The organism is Curtobacterium sp. MCBD17_040 (assembly GCF_003234805.2).
Classification (GTDB): Bacteria; Actinomycetota; Actinomycetes; order Actinomycetales; family Microbacteriaceae; genus Curtobacterium.
Genome location: NZ_CP126273.1, coordinates 379,678 through 393,193 on the forward strand (window position 1 = coordinate 379,678; position 13,516 = coordinate 393,193).

Sequence of the window (13,516 nt, forward strand, 5' to 3'; positions counted from 1 at the left end):
GCGATGCACCTGGGTGGTGAGCTGCTGACCATCGGCGGCCTGTTCCTCATCGCCTACGTCCTCGGACGTCTCGGCAAGCTCATCGGCCTGCCGGCCATCCCGATCTACATGGTGGTCGGACTCATCGCGAGTCCGCACTCCACGTGGATCGGGCTGAGCATCGAGTCGCACACGATCGAACTCATCGCGACGTTCGGGCTCGTGCTGCTGCTGTTCAACCTCGGGCTCGAGTTCGACCAAGAGGAGTTCTACGGCAACGCGGGCAAGTTGCTCGTGTCCGGCGGCACCTACGTCGCGATCAACATGGGCGTCGGGTTCGCGTTCGGCTTCTCGCTCGGCTGGGGCACGCGCGAGGCCCTCGTCGTCGCGGGGATGACGGCGACGAGTTCGAGCGCGATCGTCACGAAGCTCCTCATCGAGCTCCGGCGCCTCGCGAACGACGAGACGCCGATGATCCTCGGCGTCACGGTCATCGAGGACGTCTTCATCGCCATCTACCTGGCGATCGTGTCCGTCGTGCTCAGCGGCGACACGAACATCTGGGCGGTCGTCGGCAAGCTGGCGCTGTCGTTCGGGTTCCTCATCGTCATGTTCTCGCTCGCGCGCTGGGGCGGCAGGTTCGTCTCGCGTGCCTTCAACACCCGTGACGACGAACTGTTCACGGTGCTGTTCTTCGGGCTCGCGGTGCTGTTCGGGGGGCTCGGAGACCTGCTCGGCGTGACGGACGCCATCGGCGCGTTCGTCATCGGCCTGCTCTGCGGTGCCACCCGGTACCGCGACCGCATCGAACAGCTCGCGCTCCCGATGCGGGACGTCTTCGGCGCGTTCTTCTTCGTCAACTTCGGTCTGGGCCTCGACGTCTCGACGTTCGGCGTCGTCGTGTGGCCGGTGCTCGGCGCCGTGCTCATGACCGTCGTCCTCAACGCGATCGCCGGCCAGGTCGTGGCGCGGATGAACGGGTTCGGCGCCCAGGCGGGCATCAACACCGCCGTGATCCTCGTCAACCGCGGCGAGTTCGCACTCATCCTCGCGACGCTGTCGGCGGCCGCGGGCCTCGAGGCGCGGATCACGGCGTTCGCGGGGCTGTACGTCCTCGTGATGGCGATCCTCGGTCCGCTCCTGGCCGTGAACGCCGACCGGATCGGCCTCCTCGTGCTCCGCCCGGAGCGGCGGCGTGCGCGTGCTCGGACGGCGGCGGAGCAAGCGCGGCGAGCTGAGCGTGATCGCATGTTCGCCGAGGAGATCGCCCTCGTGGAGGCAGCGGGCAGCGAGACGCGCGAGAATGGTGCACCGGAGGAGGCGCCGGTGCTCGAGGAGGACCGCGAACCCGTACCGGCGTCGCCGATCGACCTCCACGCGGAGCAGGCCGGGCAGCAGTCCGACGTCCGCGCCGAACGACAGCGGGATCCGGAGTACTGACACATGTGGGCTGTGGCGCGTCGACCGCGGTGGATCGGTCTCCTGGTCCTGGCGCTCGCCCTCGCGGCGCTGTTCGCGTTCCTCGGGCGGTGGCAGCTCGAACGGGCGATCGCGACGGCGAAGGTCGGTCCCGCCTCGACCGAGAACCAGCAGGTGCTCGACCGCGTCACGAAGCCGCAGCGCTCCATGCCGGAGGACCTCGCCGGTCAGCGGGTCTCCGTGCGAGGGCACTTCGTCGCGGGCGACACGGTGGTGCTCACCGGGCGCAGCGGCGGTGGCCGCTTCCAGACGGTCGGGCACTTCGTCGACAGCAGCTCGGGCGCCAGCCTCCCGGTCGTCATCGGGTACGCGGACGCGCGGCGGGCGGCCCTCGCGGGTGGTGCCCGGGCCGCCACGGGTCGTACCGTCACGGTCGAGGGCCGCTACTACCCGTCGGAGTCACCCGACCAGGACGCGTTCCAGAAGGGCGAGCACAGCGCGGTGGCCGCGGCGTCGCTCGTCAACGAGTGGCACGACTTCGACGGCGAGATCTACGGCGGGTACGTGGTCGCCACCCATCCGACGGCGGCCCAGGCGCACCTCGGCACGATCGCCGACCGGGCGCCCACCCGGAACGTCCAGTTCAACTGGCTCAACCTGTTCTACGCGGTCGAGTGGGTCGTCTTCGCGGGCTTCGCGGTGTTCCTCTGGTACCGGTTCGTCAAGGACGCCTGGGAGCGTGAGCAGGACGAGGCGGCCGGTGACGACGACGGGCCGGACGACGACCGCGATCCCGACCCGGACCTCCCGGTCGGCTCTGCGGGTGCTCAGGACTCCCAGCTGCTCGCCGGGGCCCACGCGGGCCACCGGTAGGATCGGTCCATGGCCCTGACCGTCCGCACGCGTGACATCCGCAAGATCCCGGGGGCGGTCCGCCTGTACCGGGTCTCCGCGTACATCACGGGTGTCATGCTCCTGCTGCTCGTGCTCGAGATGGTCCTCAAGTACACGCCGATGCACACCGAGATGCAGCTGGGCGGCAACGGCTTCTTCGTGCCCGAGGGCACCTCGGGCAAGGCCCCCGGCACGTTCGACCTGTCGATCGGGATCCTCATCGCGCACGGCTGGCTGTACGTGCTCTACCTCTTCGCCGACTTCCGCCTGTGGAGCATCATGCGCTGGAAGCCGCTGCGCTTCCTGCTCATCGCCCTCGGCGGTGTCGTCCCGTTCCTGTCGTTCTTCGTGGAGCACCGCATGGCGGGCATCGCGCTGGCGACCCACCACGAACTCGTCGCGCAGCACCAGCAGGCGCGCCAGAAGGAGGCCGCTCGGTGAGCGAGACCGACCAGCGTCCCGTCCTCGTCGTCGACTTCGGCGCCCAGTACGCGCAGCTCATCGCCCGTCGCGTGCGCGAGGCGAACGTCTACAGCGAGATCGTGCCGCACACCGTCACGGCCGACGAGATCAAGGCGAAGGACCCCGCCGCGATCGTCCTGTCGGGAGGGCCGTCCAGTGTCTACGAGGCCGGCTCGCCCGACCTCGACGAGGGCATCCTGGAGCTCGGTGTGCCCGTCCTCGGCATCTGCTACGGCTTCCAGGTGATGGCGAAGTCACTCGGCGGCGAGGTCGCGAACACCGGCCTCCGCGAGTACGGGGCCACCGACGTCGAGCTCGTCGGTGACGGCGGCACGCTGCTCGGCGGCCAGCCCGCGGCGCAGACCGCCTGGATGAGCCACGGCGACTCCGTGCGCACCGCGCCCGAGGGCTTCGAGGTCCTCGCGTCGAGCTCCTCGACCCCGGTCGCGGCCTTCGGGTCCGACGAGCGCAAGCTCTACGGCGTGCAGTGGCACCCCGAGGTCAAGCACTCCGCCGAGGGCCAGCGGGTCATCGAGAACTTCCTGCACAAGGCGGCGGGCCTGCCGGGTGACTGGAACGCCGGCAACGTCATCGCCGAGCAGGTCGAGCGGATCCGCGAGCAGGTCGGCTCGGCGCGGGTCATCGCCGGTCTGTCGGGCGGTGTCGACTCCGCCGTCGCCGCCGCGCTCGTGCAGAAGGCCGTGGGCGATCAGCTCACCTGCGTCTTCGTCGACCACGGCCTGCTGCGCGCCGACGAGCGGAAGCAGGTGGAAGAGGACTACGTCGCCTCGACCGGCGTCCGGCTCGTCACGATCGACGCCGAGCAGCAGTTCCTCGACGCGCTCGCCGGTGTGTCCGACCCGGAGCAGAAGCGCAAGATCATCGGGCGCGAGTTCATCCGGACGTTCGAGTCCGCGGCCGAGGCCCTGGTGCTCGAGGCGAAGGCGGACGACGACGCGGGCGAGGTCAGGTTCCTCGTGCAGGGCACGCTCTACCCCGACGTCGTCGAGTCCGGCGGCGGGACGGGCACCGCGAACATCAAGTCGCACCACAACGTCGGCGGCCTGCCCGAGGACATGACGTTCGCGCTCGTCGAGCCGCTCCGGACCCTGTTCAAGGACGAGGTCCGGGCGATCGGCCGCGAACTCGGCCTGCCCGAGGTCATCGTCGGGCGGCAGCCGTTCCCCGGCCCGGGCCTCGGCATCCGCATCGTCGGCGAGGTCACGAAGGACCGCCTCGACCTGCTCCGTGCGGCGGACGCGATCGTCCGCGCCGAACTCACCGCGGCGGGCCTCGACCAGGAGATCTGGCAGTGCCCCGTGGTGCTGCTCGCCGACGTCCGGTCGGTCGGCGTGCAGGGCGACGGGCGGACCTACGGGCACCCGATCGTGCTGCGCCCCGTCTCCTCGGAGGACGCCATGACGGCGGACTGGACGCGCCTGCCGTACGACGTCCTCGCGCGGATCTCGAACCGGATCACGAACGAGGTGCGCGACGTCAACCGCGTCGTGCTCGACGTCACGTCGAAGCCGCCGGGCACCATCGAGTGGGAGTAGGGGTCGCCGGGCCAGGGGCCCCGGGGCCGGTCTGCTCACGCTGACGACAAGTGCGCATGCGCCCGCATGCGCACTTGTCGTCCGTGCGCGCACTTCCCGCTCCGCGACGGCGCCCGGACACGGAAGAGCCCCGCCGACGGGGACGCGTCGGCGGGGCTCGGTCCGGGGTGCGGGGACGAGGTCCGGGCGGGCCTAGTTGTTCCGCAGGATGGCGAGGATGCGCAGGATCTCGAGGTACAGCCAGACCAGCGTGACGATGAGTCCGAACGCGGCGGTCCAGCCGTAGATGCGCGGGGCGCCACGCTCGACGCCGGTCTTGATCTGGTCGAAGTCGAGCACGAGCGAGTACGCGGCCATGAGCACCACGAGGATGCCGATGAGCACACCCAGCGGGATGCCGAACAGCGTCACGTTCAGCAGACCGAACGCGCTGTGCGTGACACCCGTCCACATGAGGACGAGGTTCACGAGCGAGAACGCGAGGTACCCGAGCATCGCGACGAGGAAGAACCGCGTGGCCTTCGGGGTCGCACGGACCTTGCCGGACGTGAAGAGCAGGAGCGTCACGGCGAAGACGCCGAGCGTGCCGAACACCGCCTGGGCGACGATGCCGTCCCACTGGGTGTTGAAGACCTGCGAGATCCCGCCGACGAAGAGGCCTTCGAGCCCCGCGTAGGTGAGGACGAGGGCGGGTGAGGGCCTGCGCTTGAACGTGTTGACGAGCGCGAGCACGAAGCCCCCGATGACGCCGACGATCATGAGCGCCGGGACCATCCACCCGATGACCGCGCCGACGACGAGCACACCGAAGGCCACGAGCGTCTTGACGATCGTGTCCTCGTAGCTCATGCGGTCGGTCTCGACCGGGCCGGCCGCCGGGCGGTCGTACATGTACTGGAGCTGCTCGGGCGTGAGCGGCTGGCCGCCGGCCCGGCCGTATGGGGCCTGTTGTCCGTACGGGGCCTGGCCGGAGGGGGCGCCGGCGCCGTAGGCACCGTTGCCCCATGCGTTGCGGCCCGCGTCGTTGAAGGCGGGGGACTGGTCGAAACCGGGCTTGAACGCCATGGTGTCCTCGTTGTTCCTGTTCTCTGGGTGCTCTGCGGCCGGGTGTGGTCCGGCTGTCGGGGAGCGTCGCGGGTGCGAACATCCGTGTTCTCTCAGCCTAGGGTCGTTCGACGGCGCCTGGCTGGGGATTCGCGATGAGCGGACTGCGGGCCTCCTGGTGGTGACGGGATGCCATCACCGATGTGCTCGCGATCCTGTCGCCGTCCTCTGGGAGAACGCCCGTACGCTCGTGCGCATGCCCGACGAGCACGCGTGCACGGCGTCTCCACAGCCCCGCGTCATCGCCCACCGGGGCGCCTCCGGGCACCGTCCCGAGCATTCCCGCGCGGCCTACGACCTGGCGGTGACGCTCGGCGCGGACGCGATCGAGCCGGATCTCGTCGTGAGCCGGGACGGTGTGCTCGTCCTGCGTCACGAGAACGAGATCTCGGGCACGACCGACATCGCGTCCCGACCGGAGTTCCGCGACCGGCGCACCACGAAGCGCGTCGACGGTCAGCGCGTCACCGGCTGGTTCACCGAGGACCTCACGTGGGAGGAGCTGCGCACCCTCCGCGTGCGTGAGCGCCTCCCCGCCCTGCGGCCGGCGAGCGCGGCGTACGACGGCAGCGGGGGGATCCTCCGCTTCGAGGACCTCCTCGCACTGCTCGACGCCGCACCGCGCCCCGTCGGGCTCGTGGCCGAGGTCAAGCACGCCACGTTCTTCGCCGAGCAGGGGTTGCCCCTCGACGAACTCGTCGACGCCGTCCTCGGGGAGGCCGGGTGGCGGTCCGATCCGCGCCTCACGTTCGAGAGCTTCGAGAAGCAGGTGCTCCTCGACCTGAGGGCCCGGGGAACGGGCGGTCGCTCCGTCTACCTCATGGAGCGGCGGGGCGCGGCGGCCGACGAGCGCGCGCGGCACGGCTCCGCCGCCCCGACCTACGCCGCGGAGCGCACCGACGCCGGCCTGGCCGGGCTCGCGTCGCGCTTCGACGGCATCAGCGTGGACCTGTCGACCCTGATGGCGGGTGTCGACTCGGTCGCCGTGGGCGACGACCGGGAGGTCCGCAGCGGCGTGGTCGAGCGGGCCCACGCCGCCGGGTTGACGGTGTTCACCTGGACGCTCCGCGCGGAGAACCGGTTCCTCCCCGCGCCACTCCGGCGCGACGGCGACCTCGCGGCGCACGGGGACTGGGCCCGTTGGTTCACCTCGGTGATGCGCACGGGCGTGGACGGCGTGTTCGCGGACCAGCCGGACCTCGCGCTCGCCGCACGGTCGATGCTGCCCTGAGCGCTCCCGCTCAGTCGAGCGGCACGGCACGTCGGCCGCGGGCGATCCCCCAGGCGACGAGTGCCGCGGCGACGACGGTGAGGACGAGGGACCCGGTGGTCACGGCCTCCCGGAACCCCGCGGTCTGTGCGGCGGTCCACCCGCCCGCGGTGAGCCGACCGACGGCGGACGCGGCGAGGACGGTCCCCGTGACGGCGAGACCGACGCCGGACGCGACCTCGGTGGCCGTGTCGACGAGCGCGGCACCGATCGTCGTGCGCGCCGACGGCAGGCCGCGGAGGACGTTCACGCCCGCGACGACCCCGACGACGCGCATGCCGGCCGCCTCGAGCACGAGCGCGACGGCGACCCAGGGGTAGCCGAAGCGCCCGAGCACTCCGTACACGGCGAGACCGGCCACCACCGCGGCGGCGCTGGACCACGCCGCGTGGTCGATCCCGACGCGGTCGACGAACCGGCCGACGAACGGGCCGCCCGCGACGAGGACGGCGACCTGCGGGAGCATGCCGACGGCGGCCAGTGCCGGTGCCCAACCCCAGTCCAGCTGGAACTGCAGGGTCACGAGGTACCCGAGCCCGGCGGTGGCGAGTCCGGCGGCGGCCTTGAACGCGAGTCCGCTCGAGACGCGGGGCAGGGCGACCAGGGCGAGGTCGAGCAGGGGGTGCCGCGCGGTGCGTTCGCGGAGCACGAAGAGCGCCGCGGCCACGAGGGCGGCGAGGCTCGCGGCCCACGGCGCGCCGTCCTGCGCACCACGGTCGACGAAGAGCGTCGGCGCGACGAGGCCGAGAACGATCGTCGCCGTGCCGAGCGCCGCGCCGAGGACGTCGATCGGCGCGGGGTGGAGCTCCTCGGGCTCGTCGAGGGCCACGCCCCGGCTGACCCCGATGATCGCCAGCACCGCGATCGGGGCGTTCACGAGCAGGAGGACCTGCCACGGCGCGACCGCGAGGACGAACCCGCCGACGGTCGGTCCGATCGCGAGCCCCACGAGTCCGACCGTCGAGATCAGGGTGGTCGCGCGGACGCGGAGGTCGTCGCGGTCGAAGAGCCGGAACGCCAGCGCCATCGAGCCCGGCGTGGTCATCGCGGCGGCGACCCCCATCGCGACCCGGACCGCGATGAGCTCGCCGGTCGAGCCGACGCCTGCGGTCGCGAGACTCGTCACGGCGAGCAGGACGAGCCCGACGAGCATGACGCGCCGCCGCCCGAACCGGTCGGCGATCGCCCCGAACACGAGCATCGACCCGCCGAACACGACGGCGTAGGAGCCGGTCACCCACTGCAGCCCCGTCGTCGTCGTGTGCAGATCCCGGCCGATCGTGGGGAGTGCGACGTTGAGGATCGCGTTGTCGAGCATCTCGAACAGGAACACGGCCGACAGGCCGAGCAGGGCGGGCCACGCCTGTCGGAGCGAGGTGGGCGCGCGCCGGGTGGATCGCGCGCCCGGGACGATGGCGCTGGTGGTCGGGTCGGACATGACCATGACCTTATGTGAGTAAGTGTAGTTACACGAGCAAGTGGAGGAACGATGCCACGGACCACAGCGCGCGGTGGACCCGAGACGCGAGCCAGGATCGCCGCGATCGCGTCCGGCCTGTTCCACGAACGCGGTTTCGACGCCGTGACCGTCGCGGAGGTCGCGCGGGCCGCCGGCGTGTCCAGCGTCACCGTCTTCAACCACTTCCCGCGGAAGGAGGACCTGTTCCTCGACCGCTCGCTCGACGCCGCCGAGCTGCTCCGTGCGGCGGTGCGGTCGCGTCCCGCCGGCACCGACGTCCTGGCTGCACTGCACGCCGTGGCCCTGCGGCTCGTCGACGAACGGCATCCCCTGTCTGGGCTCGACGACCGGTCCGGTCCGTTCTTCCGGACCGTGGCGGAGTCCTCGGCCCTCGTCGCCCGGGCGCGCGAGATCGGCGCGGAACTGCAGCGGACCCTCGAGGACGCGGTCCGGGAGGACGGGTCGTCCGACGGTGATCCGACCCTGCTCGCGGCCTTCGTCGTGGCGGGCTACGCCACCGTCCTCGTGGTCACCGCGCGTCACGTGATCGCGGGGACCCCGGCCGACGCCCTCGTCGACGACCACCGGGCGCGGTTGGGGCGGCTGTTCGACGCGCTCCGGGACGGTCTCGCCCGCTGAGCTCCCGGCGCCGCGGGAGGCCCGGATGCGGGCCGCGGTCGGGCGTCGGTCCGGTGGCGGTGTCCGTGGTCGCGCCTAGACTGACCCGGTCATGACGATCGTGCTCGACCCCTTCGACTCCGCTCCCGACGACGGGGCGGGTCGACCCGCGCGCAGCGGCACCGCCACCTACGACGACCCCTTCACCGCCGGCCTCAACCCGCAGCAGAAGGCCGCGGTCGAGTACCGCGGCGAGTCCCTCCTCATCGTGGCGGGCGCGGGATCCGGCAAGACGAGTGTGCTCACCCGGCGCATCGCGCTCCTCCTGGCCAACCGCGAGGCCTGGCCGAGTCAGATCCTGGCGATCACGTTCACGAACAAGGCCGCGGCCGAGATGCGCGAGCGTGTCCAGGCGCTCGTCGGCGGGGCGGCCGAGGGCATGTGGATCTCGACGTTCCACTCGGCGTGCGTGCGCATCCTCCGACGCGAGTCCGAGCGGTTCGGGTTCACGTCGTCGTTCACGATCTACGACTCCGCGGACTCGCGCGCACTGCTCAAGCGGATCCTCAAGGACCTCGAGGCCGACGCGCTCGGGCTGACGGTCGGCGCCGCCGCCAACAAGATCTCGAAGCTCAAGAACGAGCTGCAGGACGTCGAGTCCTACGCCCGCGACATCAACACGAACGACCCGCAAGAGGTCATGTTCCTCGAGGTGTTCCGGCAGTACTCACGCGAGCTCCGGCGGGCGAACGCGTTCGACTTCGACGACCTCATCGGGCAGACGGTGTTCCTGTTCCGGGCGTTCCCCGACGTCGCCGCGCTCTACCAGCGGCGCTTCCGGCACGTGCTCGTCGACGAGTACCAGGACACGAACCACGCCCAGTACGCCCTGATCCGCGAGCTCACACGGCCGGTCGCACCCGAGCAGGTCGACGCGCTCGAGGCATCGGGGCAGCACGTCGACCGCATGCGGGAGCCCGACGGGTCGATCGCGCCGGCGTCGCTCACCGTGGTCGGCGACTCCGACCAGTCGATCTACGCCTTCCGCGGGGCGGACATCCGGAACATCGTCGAGTTCGAGCGGGACTTCCCGAACAGCCGGGTGATCCTGCTCGAGCAGAACTACCGGTCGACGCAGAACATCCTCGACGCCGCCAACGCCGTGATCGCGAACAACTTCGACCGGCAGGCCAAGAACCTGTTCACGGACGTCGGGGCCGGCGAGAAGATCACGGGCTTCACGGGTTACACGGGGCACGACGAGGCCCAGTTCGTCGCGGACGAGATCCAGCGGCTGCACGACGACGAGCACATGGACTACCGCGACATGGCGGTGTTCTACCGGACGAACTCCCAGACCCGTGCACTCGAGGAGATCTTCATCCGCGCGGCGATCCCGTACCGGGTGCTCGGCGGTACGAAGTTCTACGAGCGTGCCGAGATCAAGGACGCCATGGCGTACCTGATCACCGTCGCGAACCCCGCGGACCCGCTCTCGCTGCGCCGGATCCTCAACGTCCCGAAGCGCGGCATCGGCGCCGTCACCGAGACGGCCCTGCAGCGGTACGCCGACCAGCACGAGGTCTCCCTGCGCGAGGCCCTCCGGCACGCCGACGAACTCGGGTTCGGGCCGAAGGTCCGCACGGCGATCACCGACTTCGCGGCGCTGCTCGACGCCGTCGCCGAGAAGGCCCCGACGCAGCCCGTGGTCGACACCCTGACGCAGCTGCTCGACGGCTCGAAGCTGCTCGAGGTGCTCCGGATGTCGCCGGACGCCCAGGACGCCGCCCGCGCCGACAACATCGACGAGCTCGTGGCGGTCACGCGGGAGTTCCAGAAGAACAACCCCGACGGCACGCTCTCGGACTTCCTGACCGAGGTCTCCCTGGTCGCCGCGGCCGACGAGCTCGACGACTCCTCGGGCACCGTCTCGCTCATGACGCTGCACACCGCGAAGGGGCTCGAGTACGACGCGGTGTTCCTCACCGGCATCGAGGAGGACCTGCTCCCGCACCGCATGTCCGCCGGCGAGCCCGGTGGCCCGGCCGAGGAACGCCGTCTGTTCTACGTGGGCATCACCCGCGCTCGGAAGCACCTGTTCCTCTCGCTCGCGATGACGCGCGCGCAGTTCGGTGACGTCAACGTGGCCATGCCCTCGCGGTTCCTCCAGGAGATCCCGGACGGGCTCATCGAGTGGAAGCAGTCACCGGGCATGGCGAACAGCCGCGGTGGCACGCAACCCCGCGCCCTGAACGCCCGGCGCGAGGGCGGCGTCGGACCGGGCGGCGGCGCGGGCTGGCGCGGACGCGGCGGCGGGTTCGCGGGCGGCAGCTTCGACCGGGCCACGGCCGCGGCGAAGACCCGCCCGAAGACCGAGTGGTCGAACAGCGTCTCGGGGCAGGTGCGCGACAACGGCGACATGGAGCTCGCGCCGGGGGACCGGATCTCGCACGTCGACTTCGGCGAGGGACGCGTCACCGCGGTCACCGGGAACGGGGCGAAGCGGATCGCCGAGGTCCAGTTCGACACAGCCGGGCGCAAGAAGCTCCTCATCAAGATCGCGCCGATCGAGAAGCTCTGACGATCCGCGGGAGCCGGGTCGGCCTCCCGTCTTGCTCAGCGCACCATGCGGACGGTCGCGCCGATCGGCGGGAACGCGCCGGTGGTGCCGTCGGTCCTGAACCCGTTGCGCCGGTAGAAGGCCTGCGCCCGCGGGTTGTCGGCCGCGACCCACAGCGACGCCGGCCGGTCCGCGAGCGCCACGTCGAGGAGCGCCTGGCCGATCCCGGTGCCGTGCGCGGCGGCGAGGACGTAGAGCATGGTCAGTTCGGTGGGGCGGTGCGCGTCGGGGCGGTCGTCGGCGGCAGGGCTGGTCGGCTGCTCGTCCCCGTCGGGGTCGTCGGGGTCAGCGGTCGTGGCGAAGCCGATCACCCGGTCGTCGACGACCGCGACCACCGTGCCGAAGGACCCGGCGGCGAGGTTCTGTTCCCACCGCGCGACGCGCGGCTCGATCTGGAAGGCGGGATGGTCCTCCCCGTCGACGAGGTGCGCGTACGTCTCGCGCCACGACACGGCGTGGACCGTCGCGATGCCGCGGGCGTCCGCGGCGGTGGCGGTGCGGACGACGGCGCGGTGTGCCATGTCCTCAGGGTAGGACCGGTCAGGGCTGCAGTCGGTCGACCCGCCAGGAGCCCTCAGCGCTCCGGTAACGCAGGCGCCGGTACACGCGGTCGCGCGCGCTGAGCCAGAACTCCGCCACGTCCGGCACGAGGCGGTACGCGGCCCATGCGGGTGGTCGGGGCACGTCGTCGCCGTGCTCGTCGAGCAGCGCGTTGGCGTGCGCGATCAGGTCGTCGACGACCGACCGCGGGTCGTGTTCGGCGGGGAACGCCGCGGACTGGTGGGACGCCGCGGTCGCGGCCCGGGACTTCGGGGAGCGCGCCGCGAACAGGGCGTCGGCCGCGGCGTCGTCGAGGCGCACGACGTGCCCCTCGAACCGGAGCTGCTGCCCCGTCTCGCGCCAGTAGGCGTGCAGGGCGGCGTTCGGGTTCGCCGTGAGCTCGACGCCCGTGGGGGTGTCCGTGCCCGTGCCGAACAGCAGCCCCTCGTCGGCGAGCTCCTTGACGTCGACGGTCCGGGCGCTGAGCACACCCGTGAGGCTCGCGGTGGCGAGGGTCATCGCGAGCGGTTCGCGGACCTCCCGGGCGGTCGCGGCGTCGAGCCAGCGTCGCGCGAGCGTCATCGGGTGGTCGGGGTGGGCGGTCAGGCCGTCGAACTCCGGGAAGCTGGCGGTGTCGTCGCGGGTGATGCGGTCCGTGGTCACGAGCCCACGATGCTCCTGCGGGCGCGCGAGCGCATCACGACCACGGGCCTTCGAGCGCGTGCTGGGCCGGACTCCGTCTCTTCTGCCATCCGGTCCGACGGTGATCCGCGATGGGTGCGACGGGTCCTCCGGGCCCCCGCGGCTCGATCCGCGCGGGCTGTCCGTGGGCGTCACCACCGTCGTGCGCTCACGTCGTGGTCGGATCCGTCGCACCGAGCGCGGTCGACACGGGGTCCTGCGTCCTGACCCACATCGCGTGCTCGACGGGCAGTTCGTCGATCCACGTCGTGGTGACGGGATCGGGCACGCCCAGCGACGACGACACGTCGTACACCGCCTCGGCGTACCGCAGCGCGGCGTCCTGATCGCGAGCGGTGACGACCACGAGCAGGTCTTCCGGAAGGGACTCGACCGCATGTCGGAAGACCCACACGCGCGGTGTCTCTGCGGTGGCGGGAGCGTGCGCATGGAGTGCCTCGATGAACCGCCGATCCCGACGCGTCACCCGATCGAGCGCGACCTGTGCGCCGACGGGAAACGGCCCACTGGCGCTCACCAGCGCCGCCTTCTCATCGGGCTGCACGACCTGCGGGAAGGGGCGGTCGATGTCCACCACGAGACCCCACTCGTCGGGGATCCGACGGAGGAGCTCGTGCACCGGGATCGACAGCATCCGGGCAGGGGTCCCCGCAGGGATGCGAGCGAGGGCGTCCTCGGGCACGGTGAACCCCAACACCAGTGCGACACCCGCTGGCGTGCTGACCGCCAACGGAACACCCTGCTCTTCGTGTCGGAGGACGATGACCTGTGCCTCGGCGAACCCGTACTTCGAGCGAAGCATCATGTCGCGGTGCGCGTTCCGCGGAGGCGTCAGGGGCATGGGGTCATCCCGTCGTCGTCGGTGGTCGAGGGAGGCGGTACCGGGCTCCCGG

12 protein-coding genes are annotated in these 13,516 nt (G+C 71.4%); 7 read left to right on the plus strand and 5 right to left on the minus strand.

The features are described 5' to 3' along the window. Positions 1 to 3: 3 nt before the first annotated feature. The 4 genes from DEI94_RS01835 to guaA are packed head-to-tail and all read left to right on the plus strand — an operon-like array spanning position 4 to position 4,310. On the plus strand, positions 4 to 1,419 hold the full coding sequence (locus DEI94_RS01835; RefSeq protein ID WP_111026980.1) for a cation:proton antiporter: 1,416 nt from the start codon (positions 4 to 6) through the stop codon (positions 1,417 to 1,419). A gap of 12 nt (positions 1,420 to 1,431) precedes the next feature. Further along, entirely contained in the window at positions 1,432 to 2,271 is an 840-nt protein-coding gene (locus DEI94_RS01840) for an SURF1 family cytochrome oxidase biogenesis protein (protein ID WP_181435241.1), read from the plus strand. A 9-nt stretch (positions 2,272 to 2,280) separates the two neighbouring features. Continuing rightward, complete coding sequence (locus tag DEI94_RS01845; protein WP_111009768.1) at positions 2,281 to 2,733, plus strand: DUF3817 domain-containing protein; 453 nt, start codon at positions 2,281 to 2,283, stop codon at positions 2,731 to 2,733. Next, the gene (gene guaA / locus DEI94_RS01850; RefSeq protein ID WP_111009767.1) at positions 2,730 to 4,310 is read left to right on the plus strand and encodes a glutamine-hydrolyzing GMP synthase; all 1,581 of its coding nucleotides are present in this window, start codon (positions 2,730 to 2,732) and stop codon (positions 4,308 to 4,310) included. Before DEI94_RS01845 ends, guaA begins: the two co-directional genes overlap by 4 nt. A gap of 192 nt (positions 4,311 to 4,502) precedes the next feature. Here guaA and DEI94_RS01855 read toward each other — a convergent pair whose 3' ends face one another. Continuing rightward, the gene (locus DEI94_RS01855) at positions 4,503 to 5,375 is read right to left on the minus strand and encodes a Bax inhibitor-1/YccA family protein (RefSeq protein WP_111026979.1); all 873 of its coding nucleotides are present in this window, start codon (positions 5,373 to 5,375) and stop codon (positions 4,503 to 4,505) included. A gap of 235 nt (positions 5,376 to 5,610) precedes the next feature. Here DEI94_RS01855 and DEI94_RS01860 point away from each other — a divergent pair, with 235 nt between their 5' ends. After that, the gene (locus tag DEI94_RS01860) at positions 5,611 to 6,645 is read left to right on the plus strand and encodes a glycerophosphodiester phosphodiesterase family protein (protein ID WP_111026978.1); all 1,035 of its coding nucleotides are present in this window, start codon (positions 5,611 to 5,613) and stop codon (positions 6,643 to 6,645) included. Positions 6,646 to 6,655: 10 nt separating this feature from the next. On the opposite strand, the gene DEI94_RS01865 is transcribed toward DEI94_RS01860, so the two are convergent. Next, positions 6,656 to 8,122, minus strand: coding sequence for an MFS transporter (locus DEI94_RS01865; protein WP_111027001.1), 1,467 nt, complete (start codon positions 8,120 to 8,122; stop codon positions 6,656 to 6,658). 51 nt (positions 8,123 to 8,173) lie between these two features. On the opposite strand from DEI94_RS01865, the gene DEI94_RS01870 reads away from it, so the two are divergent. Beyond that, on the plus strand, positions 8,174 to 8,782 hold the full coding sequence (locus tag DEI94_RS01870) for a TetR/AcrR family transcriptional regulator (RefSeq protein WP_111009764.1): 609 nt from the start codon (positions 8,174 to 8,176) through the stop codon (positions 8,780 to 8,782). A gap of 91 nt (positions 8,783 to 8,873) precedes the next feature. Further along, positions 8,874 to 11,342 (plus strand): ATP-dependent helicase, encoded by a 2,469-nt coding sequence (locus DEI94_RS01875; protein WP_111026977.1) that lies wholly within the window; start codon positions 8,874 to 8,876, stop codon positions 11,340 to 11,342. A 35-nt stretch (positions 11,343 to 11,377) separates the two neighbouring features. Here DEI94_RS01875 and DEI94_RS01880 read toward each other — a convergent pair whose 3' ends face one another. The 3 genes from DEI94_RS01880 to DEI94_RS01890 all read right to left on the minus strand — a co-directional run bounded on the left by DEI94_RS01880 (position 11,378) and on the right by DEI94_RS01890 (position 13,464). After that, positions 11,378 to 11,902, minus strand: coding sequence for a GNAT family N-acetyltransferase (locus DEI94_RS01880; RefSeq protein ID WP_111026976.1), 525 nt, complete (start codon positions 11,900 to 11,902; stop codon positions 11,378 to 11,380). A gap of 19 nt (positions 11,903 to 11,921) precedes the next feature. Further along, positions 11,922 to 12,584 (minus strand): pyridoxal 5'-phosphate synthase, encoded by a 663-nt coding sequence (locus DEI94_RS01885; protein WP_181441826.1) that lies wholly within the window; start codon positions 12,582 to 12,584, stop codon positions 11,922 to 11,924. 187 nt (positions 12,585 to 12,771) lie between these two features. Further along, a complete protein-coding gene (locus DEI94_RS01890; RefSeq protein ID WP_181434595.1) occupies positions 12,772 to 13,464 on the minus strand; it encodes a hypothetical protein in 693 nt (230 codons plus the stop codon). Positions 13,465 to 13,516: the final 52 nt, after the last annotated feature.